Source organism: Mesorhizobium sp. M1D.F.Ca.ET.043.01.1.1 (assembly GCF_003952385.1).
In the GTDB taxonomy this organism is placed as follows: Bacteria; Pseudomonadota; Alphaproteobacteria; order Rhizobiales; family Rhizobiaceae; genus Mesorhizobium.
In genome coordinates, this window is record NZ_CP034444.1 from 4,471,807 (window position 1) to 4,488,269 (window position 16,463).

General features: G+C 62.6%; 16 protein-coding genes. 14 read left to right on the forward strand and 2 right to left on the reverse strand.

What is annotated here, in order from left to right:
- Nucleotides 1-16: 16 nt before the first annotated feature.
- On the reverse strand, nucleotides 17-1,087 hold the full coding sequence (locus tag EJ067_RS21695; protein WP_189510065.1) for an alcohol dehydrogenase catalytic domain-containing protein: 1,071 nt from the start codon (nucleotides 1,085-1,087) through the stop codon (nucleotides 17-19).
- Between the two features lie 254 nt (nucleotides 1,088-1,341).
- Here EJ067_RS21695 and EJ067_RS21700 point away from each other — a divergent pair, with 254 nt between their 5' ends.
- From EJ067_RS21700 to EJ067_RS21720, 5 genes are all read left to right on the forward strand, one after another.
- On the forward strand, nucleotides 1,342-2,184 hold the full coding sequence (locus tag EJ067_RS21700; protein ID WP_245468006.1) for a fumarylacetoacetate hydrolase family protein: 843 nt from the start codon (nucleotides 1,342-1,344) through the stop codon (nucleotides 2,182-2,184).
- A gap of 96 nt (nucleotides 2,185-2,280) precedes the next feature.
- A complete protein-coding gene (locus EJ067_RS21705) occupies nucleotides 2,281-3,081 on the forward strand; it encodes an SDR family oxidoreductase (RefSeq protein WP_126087288.1) in 801 nt (266 codons plus the stop codon).
- Between the two features lie 10 nt (nucleotides 3,082-3,091).
- Nucleotides 3,092-4,105 (forward strand): zinc-binding alcohol dehydrogenase family protein, encoded by a 1,014-nt coding sequence (locus tag EJ067_RS21710; protein WP_126087289.1) that lies wholly within the window; start codon nucleotides 3,092-3,094, stop codon nucleotides 4,103-4,105.
- Nucleotides 4,106-4,146: 41 nt separating this feature from the next.
- Nucleotides 4,147-5,037 carry a sugar phosphate isomerase/epimerase gene (locus EJ067_RS21715; protein ID WP_126087290.1) on the forward strand — a complete coding sequence of 297 codons (891 nt, stop codon included), beginning with the start codon at nucleotides 4,147-4,149 and terminating at the stop codon, nucleotides 5,035-5,037.
- A gap of 13 nt (nucleotides 5,038-5,050) precedes the next feature.
- A complete protein-coding gene (locus tag EJ067_RS21720) occupies nucleotides 5,051-6,052 on the forward strand; it encodes a TIM barrel protein (protein WP_189510067.1) in 1,002 nt (333 codons plus the stop codon).
- Between the two features lie 37 nt (nucleotides 6,053-6,089).
- Here the strand turns inward: EJ067_RS21720 and EJ067_RS21725 are convergent, their stop codons facing one another.
- Nucleotides 6,090-6,971 carry an NmrA family NAD(P)-binding protein gene (locus EJ067_RS21725; protein WP_126087292.1) on the reverse strand — a complete coding sequence of 294 codons (882 nt, stop codon included), beginning with the start codon at nucleotides 6,969-6,971 and terminating at the stop codon, nucleotides 6,090-6,092.
- Nucleotides 6,972-7,127: 156 nt separating this feature from the next.
- Here EJ067_RS21725 and EJ067_RS21730 point away from each other — a divergent pair, with 156 nt between their 5' ends.
- From EJ067_RS21730 to EJ067_RS21770, 9 genes are all read left to right on the forward strand, one after another.
- Nucleotides 7,128-8,210, forward strand: a complete 1,083-nt coding sequence (locus EJ067_RS21730) for a sugar ABC transporter substrate-binding protein (protein WP_245468007.1) — start codon at nucleotides 7,128-7,130, stop codon at nucleotides 8,208-8,210.
- Nucleotides 8,211-8,323: 113 nt separating this feature from the next.
- Complete coding sequence (locus EJ067_RS21735) at nucleotides 8,324-9,265, forward strand: ABC transporter permease (protein WP_245468008.1); 942 nt, start codon at nucleotides 8,324-8,326, stop codon at nucleotides 9,263-9,265.
- Complete coding sequence (locus EJ067_RS21740) at nucleotides 9,262-10,779, forward strand: sugar ABC transporter ATP-binding protein (RefSeq protein WP_126087294.1); 1,518 nt, start codon at nucleotides 9,262-9,264, stop codon at nucleotides 10,777-10,779. The genes EJ067_RS21735 and EJ067_RS21740 overlap by 4 nt, the downstream gene beginning before the upstream one ends.
- Before the next feature lie 52 nt (nucleotides 10,780-10,831).
- Nucleotides 10,832-11,806, forward strand: a complete 975-nt coding sequence (locus EJ067_RS21745) for an ABC transporter permease (protein ID WP_126087295.1) — start codon at nucleotides 10,832-10,834, stop codon at nucleotides 11,804-11,806.
- A 40-nt stretch (nucleotides 11,807-11,846) separates the two neighbouring features.
- Complete coding sequence (locus EJ067_RS21750) at nucleotides 11,847-12,749, forward strand: VOC family protein (protein WP_126087296.1); 903 nt, start codon at nucleotides 11,847-11,849, stop codon at nucleotides 12,747-12,749.
- 22 nt (nucleotides 12,750-12,771) lie between these two features.
- A complete protein-coding gene (locus EJ067_RS21755; protein WP_189510069.1) occupies nucleotides 12,772-13,164 on the forward strand; it encodes a nuclear transport factor 2 family protein in 393 nt (130 codons plus the stop codon).
- 97 nt (nucleotides 13,165-13,261) lie between these two features.
- Nucleotides 13,262-14,218 carry a VOC family protein gene (locus tag EJ067_RS21760; protein WP_126087298.1) on the forward strand — a complete coding sequence of 319 codons (957 nt, stop codon included), beginning with the start codon at nucleotides 13,262-13,264 and terminating at the stop codon, nucleotides 14,216-14,218.
- Between the two features lie 83 nt (nucleotides 14,219-14,301).
- Nucleotides 14,302-15,609 (forward strand): histidinol dehydrogenase, encoded by a 1,308-nt coding sequence (gene hisD, locus EJ067_RS21765; RefSeq protein WP_126087299.1) that lies wholly within the window; start codon nucleotides 14,302-14,304, stop codon nucleotides 15,607-15,609.
- Nucleotides 15,606-16,385, forward strand: coding sequence for an SDR family NAD(P)-dependent oxidoreductase (locus EJ067_RS21770; protein ID WP_126087300.1), 780 nt, complete (start codon nucleotides 15,606-15,608; stop codon nucleotides 16,383-16,385). Before hisD ends, EJ067_RS21770 begins: the two co-directional genes overlap by 4 nt.
- Nucleotides 16,386-16,463 lie beyond the last annotated feature (78 nt).

A 16,463-nucleotide genomic window follows, 5' to 3' on the forward strand; every position in this document is an offset into this window, starting at 1 on the left:
CGTGACGCTGCAGGGTCTAAGCACCGACCGCGATGAGAATCTTCAGATGGTCCTGGTCCGGCTGTGCAAGCGTATCGAAGCCTCGGACGATGGCGTCAGCCATCGTCACCCGACCCGTTATGATTTTTTCAGGCTGGACCTGTCTAACGGCGATCATCTGGACGACGCGGGGGCCGATGGTGATCGGAAAGCCCCAACTCGTTGTCAGCGTCACGGCCTTGGAAACAAGCAAGCGCATGTCCACGCGGGGAGGATCAACGAAGATGCCCACCTGAACCACTGTTCCGCCGCGCCGCACAAGCCGGATACAGTCGGCCAAGGCACGCTCGTTGCCCGCGCATTCAACCGCCACGTCGACACCCAGGCCTTCCTCGGTCGGCCCCATTACGGCATCGCCAAAATTCGCCGAAGTGGGGTCGACGATCTCGTAGCCGAGTTGGAGAGATTCCAGCCTGCGGCGGCGTGCGGGATTGGCTTCGGACACCACCACCCTCGATGCGCCGGCAGCTTTCGCGGCCATTGCCACAAGGACGCCGATCGGACCCGCGCCGGTCACCAAAACGGTGCTGCCGGCATCGACGCCGCCCCGATCGATCGCGTTGATGGCCACGGCCATCGGCTCGAAAAGCGCGCCTTGCTCGTCGCTCACGCTATCCGGCAATTTGACGATGTTGTCCTGCGGAAGGACCGCATATTCCCCCATGCCGCCATAAGCCGAAGAGAGGCCCACCAAAGCCGTCGTATCGCTGATGTGGCCGATCCCGCGGCGCACGAAATAGTCTCCCGGCTTGTTGAGATGGGGGAGGATCGCAACCCGGTCGCCGTCAGAGAAGCGGCTGACACCGCGACCGACCGCGGCGATTCTGCCTGAGAATTCGTGGCCAAGCACGAGCGGTGCCGTCGCACCGGTGAGAGGGTGCGGCCGCGTCGACACGAATATCGGCCCGTCCAGATATTCGTGAATGTCGGTCCCGCAAATCCCGCAGTGGCTGACCGCAACGATGACCTCGTTCGGCTCCGGGGCGGCGGGCGGGTCTATATCCTCCAGCCGCAGATCGCGCGCGGCGTGAAAACGAAGGGCCTTCATGATCCATCCTCCCTGGCTGTCTTTTTTGGCGCCATGCAGCCGACAGCAGGCATGACGGCGCAAGCTGGCTCCTCCACCAACCCGCTCGATATGACTACTATCCATGCGTTGATCAGATGGTCAACGGAAAAATAGATTTTTTGTTGACATATCTTATTTTTTGGAAAATCCTTGCCTCAACAAGCAGCACACTGTGAGCGAGGAAACGCATGCGCTTTGTAAGGTTCGAATTGGGGGGTCAACGAGGCTTGGCCGTGGAAAGGGCGGGTCGGCTGCGCGGCTCGATTGCTGCCGGCTCGGATCGCACGCTCGACCTGGAGCATCTGATAGCCGAAGGTCCGGAGGAATTGTTGCGCGTGGGCCATAAGCTCGCCGAGGGCGCGGAATTTGATCCCGATGCCGTCACTTTTCTTCCGCCTTTGGCGCGGCCGCCGAAGATCATTTGCGTTGGGCTGAACTATGCCGACCATACCAAGGAGTCGCCATACGAACAGCCGAATTACCCGACGCTGTTTGCTCGCTTCGCCACCACGCTGGTGGGTCACAACCAGCCGATCGTGCGGCCGCTTGCCTCGACCAGCCTCGATTTCGAAGGCGAGATGGTGGTTGTGATAGGGCGGGGCGGTCGCCACATCCCGAAGTCGCGCGCCCATGACCACGTGATCGGCTATTCGATCTTCAACGAAGGATCGGTCCGTGAATACCAGTTCAAGTCACCGCAATGGACAGTGGGCAAGAATTTCGATTCCACAGGCGGCTTCGGCCCCGCGCTGGTGACTGCCGATGAAGTGCCGGCCGGCGGCAAGGGGCTGAGGCTCGAGACGCGGCTCAACGATGTGGTCGTCCAATCGGCGACCACGGACGACATGCTCTTCGATGTCGCCACCCTCATCGAGACGATCAGCGAGGCGATCACGCTCGAAGCCGGCGACCTGATCGTCAGCGGCACCCCCGCCGGCATCGGATGGGCCCGCAATCCGCGACTGTTGATGAAGGACGGCGACAAGTGCGAAGTCTCGATCGAGGGGCTTGGAAAGCTGGTCAATCCGATCCGCGACGAAGTTCGCCGTGAGGACATGGCCGGTAAGGCCGCCTGATCGAAAGCCGGAAGCAACGCTCCGGAAAACTGCACAACCAGCGTTGCTGCGCCTGCGTGGCGCACGGGCGCGAAGCAACCACTGCCTGAGGGATCGATGGACACCGGATTGAAGGGAAAGACCGTGCTCATAACGGGCGCGGCAAGCGGCATAGGCAGGGCGACGGCGCTCGCGTTTGCCAGGGAGGGGGCGGACCTGCGGCTCATCGATATGGACGCGGCGGGCCTGGAGAAGACGGCTGCATCAGCCTCAGCGACGGGCGTGGGCATCACGCTTGCGGTCGCCGATCTATCGTCGGCGCAAGGCGTTGGACAGGGGATTGCCGACGTGTTCCCGGCCGGGAACGGCAAACTGGATGTCCTGGTCAACAATGTCGGCATTGTCGACGCGCAGCCGTTCGATCTGCTGACCGACGCACACTGGCAACGCACATTCGATGTCAATTTCCTCAGCAATATCCGCATGACGCGCGCCCTGCTGCCTCGGCTGCGTGAAAGCCGCGGCGCGATCGTCAACAACACGTCCGATCTCGCCCGCCAGCCTGAGACCATTCCAGCCGACTATGCCGCCTTAAAGACCGCTCTGGTGAGCATCACCAAAAGCCTGGCACGCGCCGAGGCCCCCCACGTGCGGGTGAATGCGGTCGCGCCTGGGCCGGTCTGGAGCCCTCTGTGGTCCCGGCCGGGAGGGTTTGCGGACAAGCTTGCGGAGGTTCATGGCATGCCGCCGCGCCAGGCGGTCGACCATGAAATGAAACTTCGGCAACTGCCGCTTGAGCGCATGGGCGAACCTGAGGAGGTTGCCGACATCATCGTCTTCCTCGCCTCGGAGCGGGCATCCTTCGTCACATCATCGGTTTGGGGCGTCGATGGCGGCTCGATCCGCAATCTGTTCTAGGAGCAGCCGGATGAAGGCAGTCGGATTCACCAAGGCCGGGCCCGTCGACGCGCCGGATGCGCTTATCGATGTCGAACTGTCCCGACCGAGCGAATTGCAGGATCGCGACCTTCTGGTCGAAGTAAGGGCCATTTCGGTCAATCCGCTCGACGCCAAGCTCAGGCGCATAGCCGACCCGGGCGGTGCGCTCAAAGTACCCGGCTACGACGCCGCCGGGGTCGTTGTGGCGGGGGGCTCGAAGGTGGCGAACTTCAAGACAGGCGATGCCGTGTTTTACGCCGGCTCGGTCGTTCGCCAGGGCAGCTATGCAGAATACCAGCTTGTGGATGAGCGGATCGTCGCGGCGATGCCGAGGAGTCTCGATTTTGCGCAGGCGGCGGCCTTGCCGCTGACCACGCTGGCAAGCTGGGAGCTTCTGTTCGACAGGCTTGGCGCCCGTCCCAAACCGGCCTCTGATGGACGTACCCTGCTGATTGTCGGCGGCGCCGGTGGGACCGGTTCCATGGCGATCCAGCTCGCGCGCGCCTTGACCGATTTGACGGTGATCGCGACGGCGTCCCGGCCGGAGACGGCAGACTGGTGCCGGGAACTCGGCGCCGCCCATGTGATCGACCACCGGCAGCCGCTGAAACCACAGGTGGAGGCGCTGGGCTTCAAGGGCGTGGATCTCGTCATGGCCCTGGCCCAGACGCCTCGCCATCAGAGCCAGTTCGTGGATCTGGTTCAGCCGTTCGGGTCGATCGGCGTTCTCGATGATCCCGATCCGTTTCCGCTCGCTACGTTGAAAACAAAGTGCATCACTGTGCATATGCATTCAATGATGGCGCGGCCGGTCTTTCAGCGCCCGGACATGGCCGAGCAGGGCGCAATTCTGCGCAAGCTGGCGCAGCTCGTCGATGCAGGGCAGGTGCGAACCACGCTGGCGCGGCGCCTGGGGCCGGCCTCGGCGAACGCGCTGATCCAGGCCCACCGGGATATCGAGGCCGGTTCCGTGAACGGCAAGATTGTATTCGAAGGTTTTTGAGGCGCCATTGCTTCGCGCCTGGCTGCGACAAGGAGGAGAGTATGGACAAGTCGTCGACGATCATGTGGGTGGGAACGGTGCGGTCGCTGCCGCTGAAGGAGCAGCTGCGCGCCTCGCGGCTGGCAGGCTGCGATGCCATCTCCATCACGCCATGGCATTATTGCCGCTGGCTTGCTGACGGCATCACGACGAAGGACATGCTGCTCATGGCGGATGACGAGGGGGTGAAGCTCACCCAGCTCGATCCCTATTCGCGCTGGGCAACGCACTGGCTGCCCGACAATCTCGATCCGGCCGCGTTTTCGCTCGGCTTTTTCGGCTTTGACGAAGACGACTTCTTTCGTATCGGCGAGGCGCTTCGTGTCGACTCCATGAGCTGCATCATCACCTGTCCGGAAAGCCAGGTCTCGATCGATCAGCTCGTCGAAGGCTTTATCAGGACCTGTGACCGGGCAGCCGGCCTGGGCTGGCGCTGCGACCTCGAATTCATCCCGTTCTGGGGCCTTCCCGACCTTGAGACAGCCTGGAAGATCATCAAGACCGCGGATCGCGACAACAGCGGCCTTGTATTCGACTTCTGGCACTATCTGCGCGGAAAGCCTGACCCGGCGCTGCTCGACACGATCCCCGGCGACAAGATCTCCACCGTGCAGATCGCCGATGCCGATGCAAAGCTGAGGCCGGGCCTGTCGCTGCTGAACGACTGCATCTTCCATCGCGTGGACGCCGGCACTGGCGGCTTCCCGGTGGTCGAGCTGCTCCAGCAACTTCACCGCATCGGCGGGCTCAACCGTTACGGACCTGAGACCTTCTCCGGACTCTACGACACGCTGTCGGCCGAGGAGATCGGCAACCGGAGCCGGGTCGCGCTCGCCAATGTCTTCGACAAGGCGGGTATTCCGCATCGTTTCGGCACGGCCGAAGCCGCCTGACATCGGCTGCAAGTTGACCGACGGCGTTGCGGTCCACTCATCGGGTGATGAAGAGGCTGCCCCCGTCACGGCGTCGACCGGCGCGGCATTCCGCCGTGGCTGGCGGGAATCTGCGACGCCAGGAAAAGACAAGCGAGGGATTGTGATGACTGCACCTGTCGATTTCGTCTTCTGGCCCGCCTCCGCGCGCGCACATGGGTTTCGGGGGCATGTGGAAGCCGCGAGGGCAGGCGGCTTTACCGCTCTTGCCATCGCGCCCGAAACCTACCTCGATGCACTGGAGTCGGGGCTTACTCCATCGGACATGAAGGCGATGGCCGCCGATGTCGGCGCTCCGTTGCGCTACCTGGATTCGCTCACCGACTGGGCGCCCATCCGAGTCCCTGCCGAATGTTCGCCGGAGCTGCGCGCCCGCTTCGACGTCAGCACCGATCACTCTTTTCGCATGTGTGAGAAACTCGGTTTGACGTCGATCCTGGCGGTTGCCGGTTATGACAAGGGAACGGTTGAGCTCTCCCGGCTGATCGATGGGTTCGGGCGGCTCTGCGAGCGCGCCAAGGCGCAGGGTTACTGGATCGATCTTGAATTCATGCCGTTCTGGGGAATGCCCAATCTTTCCGATGCCTGGGCGATCGTCAGCGGCGTTAATCCATCCAATGCCGGCATCCTTGTCGACGTATGGCACTTTTCCAAGGGCGCATACGAGCTCGACCTGCTCAAGAGCCTGCCGGCCAGGCACCTGGCTGGAATGCAGATCGATGACGGCGTGCGGCGGCAGGTGGGCAATTCGCTCTTCGACGATACGATCAACTATCGGAATTTCCCGGGAGAGGGTGAATTCGACGTCGTGGAGATCATCAAGATCGTCGCGGGCAAAGGCAACCTCCGCCATGTCGGCCCCGAAGTCTTCTCGCTGGAAGCCGACGCGCTGTCGGCGACAGAGGCTGGAGAGCGTTCGGGAGATACCTCCCGCAAGGTACTGGCCGAGGCCGGCGTGAGGCTGGCAACAGCCTGACACCTGGGCCGGACAAAACGGTCCGGACGCTCGCATGCTATCCTGTCTTTCGTTCCGCCGCGAAGCGGCGGGCGAAATCCTCGAAGGCGGCGGGCTCGCGGCCGAGGATCATCGATGCCGCCGCCGGATTGCCACCCGGCAGACCGAAGCGGTCATAATGCCGGCACATCGCCGCATAGATCCGAAGGTAGTCCTCCGGAAAGCGGCCGCGGTTGCGGCGTCGCCATTCCGCCGGTGCATAGCGCGACGCCCGAACCGGCTTGCCCAAAAGTCCGGTCAGCACCTTCGCCATGCCGGCGTGTGAAAGCGGCTCGCCGCCAACCAGTTCATACGTGCCCCCGATGTAGCGCTCTGTCGTGAGCACGACCGCCGCCGCCTCGGCCAGATCGGCGAGATCCACCATCGCCATGGGAAGGTCTGTCCGGTAGGGGCGTTCATAGATGCCCTCGGTTTCGATCTTCGGCCATTCGAGCGCGATGTTCTGCATGTACATCGCCGGCTGGAGGATGGTGTAGGGCAGGCCGGATTCGATCAGCATCTCCTCCAGCCGAAGCTTCTGCCGGTGGTGGATCATGGTTCGGCATTGCGAATGGAAGACCGAATGAAGGACGAAATGCCTTAGACCGGCGGCGCGGGCGGCCGCGATGATGTTGGCTCCCAACGCTATCTCGCGGTCATTGAAACGCGGTCCGATATGGTAGAGCCGCGCAACTCTCGATACTGCGCTATCGAGCGACGAGCGATCCCCGAGATCGGCAACTGCGACCTCATGCGCGCCTGCAGCGCGAAGGCTGTCTTCTCCCGCCAGCGTGCGGGTCATGGCGCGAACGCGCGCTCCGCGCGCGGCAAGCGCGGCGATCACCGCTTTGCCTGTCCGCCCCGTGGCGCCTGTGACAAGCACGGTTTCTCCTGTTCCCATGGCCGAATCCTCCTATCGGTTGCGCAGGTATCGATTATCACTTTTCCTTTTAGATAATTTATTAGTCTTTACAAAATAGATTTTTTGAGGAAATGTATCCTCTGCAGGGCCGTAGAGGACGGCCCGTCGCATGAACACGATCATCGGGAGGATGAAGTGAAACTGCTGAAAAGGATTTCAGCCGCGGTAGTGGCGGCTGTGGCAATCGCCGTTGGCCCTATGGCCGGCCACGGCGCAATGGCCCAAGAAAAACCAAAGACCATCTATCTGGCCGTCGGGACGACCAGCAGCGAGTATTGGCAGGAAGTCATCTGGGGCGCGGAGCAGGTGGCAAACTCCGTCGGCGCCAAGCTCGAGGTCTACGAGAGCGGGTTCGACGGCCAGAAGCACATGCAGCAATTGGGGGCGATACTTGCAGCCGGCTGCGAAGGCTGCGCATTCGCCTGGTTCCCGGACTCGACCGCTTTCACCAAGGCATTCGTCGAGCGGGCGGAAGCCGGCGGCGCTTTCATGACGACGATGTGGAATCGTCCTGAGGAGATCCATCCCTGGGATACGGCTTCCGATGCATGGATCGCCAACATTTCCTTCGACGGTGTCGATTCCGGCTATCAGAACGGCATGGCGCTGTGCAAGGCGATTGGCGGCAAGGGCGGCATCGCGGTCCTCAAAGGGACGCCGGACAATCCGCCGTCGAAGCAGCGGGAGATCGGCCTCCTGAAGGCGGTCTCGGAATGCCCCGGCATGACGATCCTCGACACCCAGATCGGCAATTGGGGGCAGACGGAAGGTCAAAACATCACCCGTACATGGATTGCGCGCTACGGGGACCAGTTGAAGGGTGTCTTCGCGCAAAATGACGGCATGGCGCTCGGCGCGGTCGCGGCGCTGCGCGAGAAGGGCCTGGTGGGCAAGGTCCCTGTCACCGGCTCCGACGGATCCAGCGACGTGCTGAAGCTGATCAAATCCGGCGAGATGCTGTCCAGCATGCGGATCAGCTCGCAATTGCACGGAGCCGTGGCGGCAGCTCTTGCCTACGCGGTGGCCTCGGGAGACCTCAAGATCGGCGACCTGGCGCAGGCTCAGCGCGACTTCTACCTGGTGCAAACGCTTGCGACCAAGGACAATGTCGATGCGATGCTCTCGGCCCAGCCGAATCCGGCCGACTTCTCCTATGACGCGTTGAAGAAGAATTTCTGGGCCCGGTCAAAGGGTCAGATCCCGGTCGGCGTGAACTGAGCCGCACCATGACCCAGGCGCAATTGCACGCCCACGACACCAGCGCAATGGCTTCCCCGCGACGCGGGGAAGCCGGAATGCAACGGCGATCTGGGCACACCGGACTCGGTGTCTTGAAATCGGCCGGCCCCATAGTGTCGCTGCTTGCAATGGTTCTGGTGTTCGCCAGCCTGACCCCGAATTTCGTTTCGGCAGCCAATTTGCAGGCGATCCTGGAGTCGGCGGCGGTTCCCGCCGTGGTCGCAATCGGGATGACTTTCGTGCTGGTGCAAGGTTCGATCGACCTGTCGGGCGAGGGAGTGGCTCCGCTCGCCAACATCCTGCTTTCAATCCTAATCGCGAACAGCGTCACGGCACATGACCTTGGCGCGGGTGCGATCGCGGTCGCTCTGGCCGCGGGCCTGGCCGTCGGTGCTCTCAACGGGATCCTGTATGCCCATCTGCGGATGCCGTCGCTCATCGTCACGCTTGCGATGTGGTTGATCACGCTCGGCCTGGCGGCTTTGCTCTTTCCCTCGAGGCAGCCGCAAATCCTCGACGGCGGCTTTGTCGGATTGGCCCTGCACAAACATCTAGGCCTAAGCGCGCTGGTGTACCTGGCCATGGCGCTCGCTCTCGTCGCCTTCATTGTCGAGCGGCGCACCAAGCTTGGCCGTATCGGCTTTGCCATCGGCGCCGACGAGGCGCTTGTCCGTTTGGCCGGCGTGAACGTGAACGTCTACAAGGTCGGCGCCTTTGCCATCTGCGGATGCCTGACCGGATTGGCCGGCATCTTGACCGCGGCGCAGATCGGCGTCGGCAATCCCCTGGCGGGAGAGGGGCTGCTCTTCCCCGGAATTGCCGCTTGCGTGATCGGCGGCACGTTGCTGTCCGGCGGCCGGGGCGGCGTGCTGCATTCGCTCGTCGGCGTCCTTGTTCTCGTCACGCTGCGCAACGGGCTCGTGCAGACGGGAGCCAACCCTCTGCTGCAGAAAGCCATCGAAGGGGTGGTGATCGTCGTCGCGGTCGCCGCGTCCACCTGGCACCTGCGGCGCAAGACCAGAGTGGTAAAATGACCGTACTCCTGTCACTGCAAAATATCTCCAAGCGCTTCCCCGGCGTGCTCGCTGTCGATGAGATAGACATGGAGCTGCGTCAGCACGAGGTTCTCGGCCTGATCGGCCAGAACGGATCGGGCAAGTCGACATTGATGAAGATCATAGGCGGCCTCCATCAACCAAGCGCCGGGGAAATGCGTCTGCGGGGTTCGCCCGTGCGCTTCGGCTCTCCCCTGGAGGCCGCGCGAGCGGGCATTGGTCTTGTCCATCAGGAGCAGTCGCTCATCGGCAATCTCACCGTTGCCGAGAACCTTTTCATCGACAAGCCGACCGACTTCAGCCGCTTCGGATTCTATCGGCGCGGCCGGATGAACGATGCGGCCCGCATCCAACTGGACAAGGTCGAACTCGATGTCGCGCCGGATACGCCCGTCGACCAGCTGACCTTCGCGCAGCGCCAGATGGCCGAACTGGCCAAAGTGCTGTCGCTTGAGGAACTGGTGGAGGGCCATCTCGTCGTCCTGTTCGACGAGCCGACATCGGTCCTGACGCCGACCGAGATCCAGGCGCTGTTCAGGCAGGTGCGGCGACTGAAGATGCGCTCATCGGTCGTCTTCATCTCGCATCGCATGGACGAGGTGCTGGCGATCTCCGACCGGGTCTATGTGCTTTCCGACGGACGCAATGTCGCCGAAAGAGTGAAGGGCGAGACCGACCCCGACGAGTTGTACGAGCTGATGGTCGGACGCCAGCGCGCGGGCTCGGTGCTGCCGCGGAGCAACCCGCCGGGCAAGGACGCGCCGAAGCGACTGGCAGTGCGCGACCTGACGGTACCGGGCAAAGTCGAGGATGTGACCTTCGATGTCGCGTCCGGGGAGATCGTCGGCTTGATCGGCGTCCAGGGATCCGGCGCCGAGGCGGTCTGCCGCGCGATTTTCGGCGTCGAGGACAGCCATAGCGGCCACATCGAATATGAGGGTCGGCCGGTGCGTGTCAGCTGTCCAAGCGGCGCCGTCGGTCTCGGCATAGGCTATGTCCCGGCCGAGCGTAAGGCGGAAGCGATGATGAAAGGGATGAGTGTCTGCCAGAACATGACCGTAACCTTCGGGTCCGACTATGGCTATGGCGGGCTCTTGCTGTCGAAGCGGCGCGAACGGCGCGAGGCGGCGAACTGGGTTGAGCGGCTCAAGATCAAAACGCCGTCGCTCGACCACCGCATCGACCAGCTTTCCGGCGGAAATCAGCAGAAGGCCGTGCTCAGCAAATGGCTTCTGGGCCGCTCGCTGCGGCTGCTGGTGCTCGATCATCCAACCCGCGGTCTCGATCCCGGAGCGCGCGCCGATCTTTTCAACGCGATCCGTCAATTGGCCGAAGACGGCCTGTCGATCGTCTTCGTCGGCGACACGCTGGATGAGATGGTGACCCTCTCGGACACGATCCTGGTGTTGCGGGACGGGAGGCTCAGCCAGCGCTTCGATGACGTGCAAACCAAACGGCCGTCGGAAGAAGACATCGTGAGGGCGATGGTATGAGCACGCGCCGCGACCCTCTCGATCGAGACTGCACCTCCCATCGGAGCCGTTCATGACCCCCACACTCGCCCGAATGTTCCCATCCATCCGATCCGCCGGCGACCTGCTGCGCGCTTGCGGGCCGGCCATTGTCCTCGTGCTGGTGTTTGCGGCTGTGATCTGGATCGCGCCGGGTATTCTCAAATGGCGCGCGATCAATGCGCTGCTCTTCGATGCAGCGCCGCTGCTGATCCTGGTTATCGGCAGCACCCTTCCGGTGCTGCTCGGCTGCATCGACCTGTCGGCAGCTGCCATGGCGTCGTTTTCAGCGGTGGTCGTGGCGCTGCTTGTCCCCGAATTCGGTTCGGCCGCCGTGCCGATGGTGCTTGTTGGAGCGGCAGGGATCGGGGCCGCCCAGGGGTGGCTGATCGGGCGGCTTCAGATTCCTTCCTTCGTGATGACCCTTGGGACGCTTGGCCTGTTTTCGGGCCTGGCCCTTTATCTCAGCAACGCCTCGACCGTCGGCCTCAGTCCTGGAGTTGCGCCGCTCGACTTTCTCGGCGGCAGGACGCATGGCGTGCCCAACGCGTTCCTCGCGGTGGTCGCGGTGTGGGCATTCCTGTCCCTTTTGCTGCGCTTCACGCGTGTCGGCCGGGATATCTACGCCTTCGGGGCGAGCGAGCTGGCTGCCTATATGTCCGGCGTCCGGCGCGATCTGATCCGAAGCTGCGCGTTCGCGATCTCGTCGGTCTGCGCCGCTCTCGGAGGGATGATGCTTCTGTCGCAGACCCTCTACAGCGCGCCGACGATGGCGAGCAACCTGCTCTTGCCTGCGCTGGTCGGCGTGGTGGCGGGCGGAACCGCGATCTCGGGCGGGGTAGGCGGCCTGTCGGCAAGCCTGATAGGCGGGCTCACGGCGGTCATGGTCCGTGTCGGCGCCACGATTGCGGGCCTGCCGGGGGCGGCGCAGGACGTCGCCTTCGGCATCATCATTCTGGTTGCGGTCGCCGTTACGACAGACAGGACCAAGATCGGCATCGTCAAGTGATCCGGGCGGCGGCCGGAAAATCATATCTCGGGAGGATTTGATGAGACCGATGGTTCAGCGGCTGGGTTATGTCGCCCTCAACGTGGCGGATATAGATACCGCGATAGAAGACGCTTGCACGATAGCAGGCGCCCGCGTCGTCGAGCGGGAGCGAGGTCGAGCGTTGCTGACCTCGAACCAGCGTCATGCCGAACTCGTCCTGCATGCCGGCGATGGCGACAGCGTTCGAGCAATCGGGCTGCAGGCCCACGATGCCGAGGCGGTCGCCGCGGTCCGCATCCGTGCCGAACAGGCTGGCCTCAGAGTTCTGTCCGAGCGTCCCTCGCTTGCGTGCATCGAGCGCTCCGTCACTTTCGCGACCGGCGAGGGCCATGTGTTCGAGGTCCACACGCCGATGCCGCTCACGCAGCCGGTCCGTCACACAGGCCCGGGCATCCGCCCGCGCTGCCTCGATCACGTTAACCTGTCGAGCAGGGATTCGGAGGCGATCAGCCGGGAGCTCGAGGCCGTGCTGGGGCTTCGACAGTCCGAGAGGACCACCGGCCATGAAATCGTCTGGATGCGTGCGGCCGACAACCGCCACCACACAGTCGCGACCGTCAAAGGACCGAGCGGGTTGCACCACTTCAGCTGGGAGTTCGCCAGCTTCGACGATTTCAAGCGGCTGGGGGATACGCTTGACGCACAGGGGCGCTTCCTCGTCTGGGGACCTGGCCGCCATGGCGCCGGCGACAATCTGTTCGCCTACTACATCGACCGGTCCGGGTTCATGGTGGAATGCATCGCCGAGATGGAGGTGATCGAGGACGAGAACCATCAGGCAAGGATTGCCGACCCCGGCGAAAACCTATCAAATCCCAAGGTCGTGAACCGCTGGGGCGCGCTGCCGCCCCGCCTTTGGACGGAGCATTTCATGCCGTTCGCCGCGCCAATCGCTGCCTGAAATCGCGAGGAAAACCATGAGCTTGCCAAAAGCCGACCTTGCCGATGAGGTTCGCCGCCTCATCGAGGCACTTGAGCAGAAACGCTATTCGGCAATGCTGGCGTCCGACGTCGCGACGCTTGAAGATCTTCTCGATGACGACCTGGTCTACACGCACTCTTTCGGAGAGCGTGACGACAAGGCGGGCTATCTGAAGAAGGTCGCGAACCGGTTCTTCATCTATCACGAGATCCACTACAGCAGTGAACGCATCGTCGTCCGTGACAGCTGTGCCATCGTCGCGGGAATCATGCGCGCGAAGGCGACTGTGGGGAACGCGGCCCGCGAGATCGACAATTCCTGCATGGCGGTGTGGGGAAAAAGCAAGGGCCAGTGGCGTCTGATTGCATATCAGCCGACGCCCTTGCGGAAGTAGTTAGATCGCATCATTGACTTAAAAATATATTTTTCGTAACGGTATCTCGTGTTCGGCGGAAGTGAGGACGTTGGGCACGGCAGGTGGAGGATGAGCAATGACGGCAATTCGCAAGCGGCAGCCTGAGGCAGGAGGCGAGGGCATCCTCGGCATCCACTCCGTCAACCACTTCGTGCTGGCCGTGCCTGACCTCAAGGAGGCCGAGCGCTTCCATCAGGCTTTCGGCCTTGACGTGGTCGGCCACCGTGCCGGCTATGCGGTGCGTACCGAGGGTGTCGACCACAATTGGGGCTTCTTCGTCCAGGGTTCGCGCAAGCAGCTGCAGCATCTGTCCTTCGGCGTCTTCGACGACGATTTCCAGCGTTTCAAACTGCATCTGGAGTCCAAAGGGATGGAGCTTCTATCTCCGCCCAAGGGCTTTGAATCCAATGGACTGTGGTTCCGCGATCATGACGGCAACCTGATAGAGTTGGTCGTGAGCGCCAAGACATCGCCGGACTTCAAGGCGCAGTCGGGGCATGCCTCAACGCCCGCCGGCATTGTCGCCGCGCCGCTGCGCAGCAAGGCGGCGAAGGTTCGCCCGACCCGGCTTGCCCACATCCTGATCTTCACCCGTGATGTCCAGAAGGCGATCGATTTCTACACCGGCGTCCTGGGCATGGGACTATCCGACCGGTCGGGAGACAACATCGCATTCCTGCATGGCCGCCACGGCAGCGACCATCACATGCTTGCCTTCGTCAAATCATCGGCGCCCGGCCTGCATCATACAAGCTGGGACGTGCCGCTGATCGACAATGTCGGGCAAGGTGCGATGCAGATGGCCGACAAGGGTTTTTCGAGAGGCTGGGGACTGGGGCGGCATGTGCTGGGTTCGAACTTCTTCCATTACATCCGCGACCCCTGGGGCAGCTACGCCGAATACTCGTGCGACATCGACTACATCCCGGCCGAAATGGATTGGGAATCCAAGGACCATGACCCGGAGGATTCATTTTACATCTGGGGGCCGACTCCGCCTGACGACTTCGCCCGCAACTATGAGGCTGAGTAGGCGGAACGCGCCTTTCGACACCATTGCAGCCCGCCGGGTGGATAAGGCTCCGGCGGCAAAGAACGCAGAGCGAAGGAAATTGCATGATCAGAATACTGAAGTCGGGTCGGTCCGCGGAAGCCAAGGCAACCGATGCCAGCGCCGTCCGCGGCGCGGTCGAGAGTGTTCTCATCGACGTCGAGGCCCGTGGCGACTCTGCGTTGCGGGAACTGTCGCAGAAGTTTGACCGGTGGTCGCCACCGTCTTTTCGCCTTTCGCAGGACGAGATCGATGCATGCGTCGAGGCGCTGTCTTCCCGCCAGCTGGACGATATCCGCTTCGCGCAGGCACAGATCCGCCGCTTTGCGGAAGTCCAGAAGGCCGCGCTCAAGGATGTCGAGGTCGAGACACTGCCCGGCGTGGTGCTCGGCCACCGCAACATTCCCATGAATTCGGTCGGCTGCTACGTGCCGGGAGGCAAATATCCGCTTGTGGCATCCGCCCATATGGGGATCGTCACCGCCAAGGTGGCCGGCGTGAACCGGGTTATCGCCATGACGCCGCCGTTCCAGGGAAGACCGGCCGCGGCCGTCATCGCAGCCATGGCTCTGGCGGGCGCCGACGAGATTTATGTGCTGGGCGGCATCCAGGCGGTGGCCGCGATGGCGATCGGCACCGAGACGATAGCGCCGGTCGACTTTCTGGTCGGCCCGGGGAATGCCTATGTCGCCGAGGCCAAGCGGCAGCTCTTCGGCCGCGTCGGCATAGACCTGCTCGCCGGGCCGACGGAAACGCTTGTGATCGCGGACGACACGGCCGATGCCGAACTCTGCGCCACGGATCTGCTTGGGCAGGCCGAGCATGGTCCGAACTCGCCGGCCATCTTGCTGACCACGTCGGAGCAACTCGCGACGCAAACGATGGCCGAGGTCGAGCGGCTTCTCGGCATCTTGCCGACCGCAGCCATCGCAAAGCAGGCGTGGGCCGATTTCGGCCAGGTGATCGTTTGCGACACCGACGACGAAATGGTGAGCGAGGCGGACCGCATCGCTTCCGAGCATGTGCAGGTCATGACGCGCGATCCCGATTACTTTCTGCAGCGTATGACCAACTATGGAGCGCTTTTTCTCGGACCGAGGACGAACGTCGCCTATGGCGACAAGGTGATCGGCACGAACCACACCCTGCCGACTTTGGGAACGGCGCGTTTTACGGGCGGGCTTTGGGTCGGCAAATTCCTGAAAACCTGCACCTACCAAAAGGTTCTCACCGACGAAGCCTCGGTGATAATCGGGGAATATTGCTCGCGACTTTGCGTCCTGGAGGGATTCCTCAGTCATGCCGAGCAGGCCAATGTGAGATTGCGGCGCTATGGCGCGCGCAACATTCCTTATGCTGAGGCCGCGGAATGAACGCGTCGCCCGTCACGCTGCCGAAGGCGCCCTCGTTCCGGCTCGATGGGCGTCGCGCGTTGGTGACGGGCGCGGGTCGTGGAATCGGACTGGCCTTGGCCACGGCGCTTTCGGAGGCCGGGGCTGACACGGTGCTTGCCGCGCGGACCAGGAGCGAGGTGGAGGAGGTCGCGACGGCGCTGAGGGATCGTGGCGGCAAAGCGGAGGCGCTCGTTCTGGACGTTACCGACATTGCCGGAGCCGGCGAATTGATTGCACAACAGCCAGCTTTCGACATCGCGGTGATCAATGCGGGCACCAATAGGCCCAAGCTGATGGCCGAGGTATCCGAGGCGGACTATGACATCGTTCTGGATCTCAACGTCAAGGCTGCCTATTTCTCGGCACAGGCCGTTGTTCGCAAAATGCTGGCGGAGCATATCCGGGGTTCGATTATTTTCACGACCTCACAGATGGGTCACGTGGCAATGGCAGCGCGAACGCTTTATTGCGCGTCCAAGCATGCGGTGGAGGGACTTGTGAAGGCCATGGCCATCGAGCTCGCGCCACGGGGCATCCGCGTCAATAGCATTGCCCCCACCTTCATCGAAACCCCGATGACCGCTCCTTACTTTGAAAGCAAAGCATTTCGAGATGAGGTATTGTCCAAAATCAAGCTTGGCCGACTCGGTCGAGTCGAGGATCTCATGGGTGCCGTTGTGTTTCTGGGTTCAGATGCCGCCGCGTTGATGACGGGCACTTCCATTAAGATTGACGGAGGCTGGACAGCGGAATGACTTTTGCAACTTTGACATTCGCTTTAAGTCGACCAAGAAGCAGCACAATGCCTAACGCATCTGAATCACTTCGGCGCC

Coding starts and splice junctions, on each gene's coding strand:
- hisD (WP_126087299.1), top strand. CDS start 14,302: ATGATCAGAATACTGAAGTCGGGTCGGTCCGCGGAAGCCAAGGCAACC.
- EJ067_RS21715 (WP_126087290.1), top strand. CDS start 4,147: ATGGACAAGTCGTCGACGATCATGTGGGTGGGAACGGTGCGGTCGCTG.
- EJ067_RS21695 (WP_189510065.1), bottom strand. CDS start 1,087: ATGAAGGCCCTTCGTTTTCACGCCGCGCGCGATCTGCGGCTGGAGGAT.
- EJ067_RS21760 (WP_126087298.1), top strand. CDS start 13,262: ATGACGGCAATTCGCAAGCGGCAGCCTGAGGCAGGAGGCGAGGGCATC.
- EJ067_RS21705 (WP_126087288.1), top strand. CDS start 2,281: ATGGACACCGGATTGAAGGGAAAGACCGTGCTCATAACGGGCGCGGCA.
- EJ067_RS21710 (WP_126087289.1), top strand. CDS start 3,092: ATGAAGGCAGTCGGATTCACCAAGGCCGGGCCCGTCGACGCGCCGGAT.
- EJ067_RS21745 (WP_126087295.1), top strand. CDS start 10,832: ATGACCCCCACACTCGCCCGAATGTTCCCATCCATCCGATCCGCCGGC.
- EJ067_RS21770 (WP_126087300.1), top strand. CDS start 15,606: ATGAACGCGTCGCCCGTCACGCTGCCGAAGGCGCCCTCGTTCCGGCTC.
- EJ067_RS21725 (WP_126087292.1), bottom strand. CDS start 6,971: ATGGGAACAGGAGAAACCGTGCTTGTCACAGGCGCCACGGGGCGGACA.
- EJ067_RS21750 (WP_126087296.1), top strand. CDS start 11,847: ATGAGACCGATGGTTCAGCGGCTGGGTTATGTCGCCCTCAACGTGGCG.
- EJ067_RS21740 (WP_126087294.1), top strand. CDS start 9,262: ATGACCGTACTCCTGTCACTGCAAAATATCTCCAAGCGCTTCCCCGGC.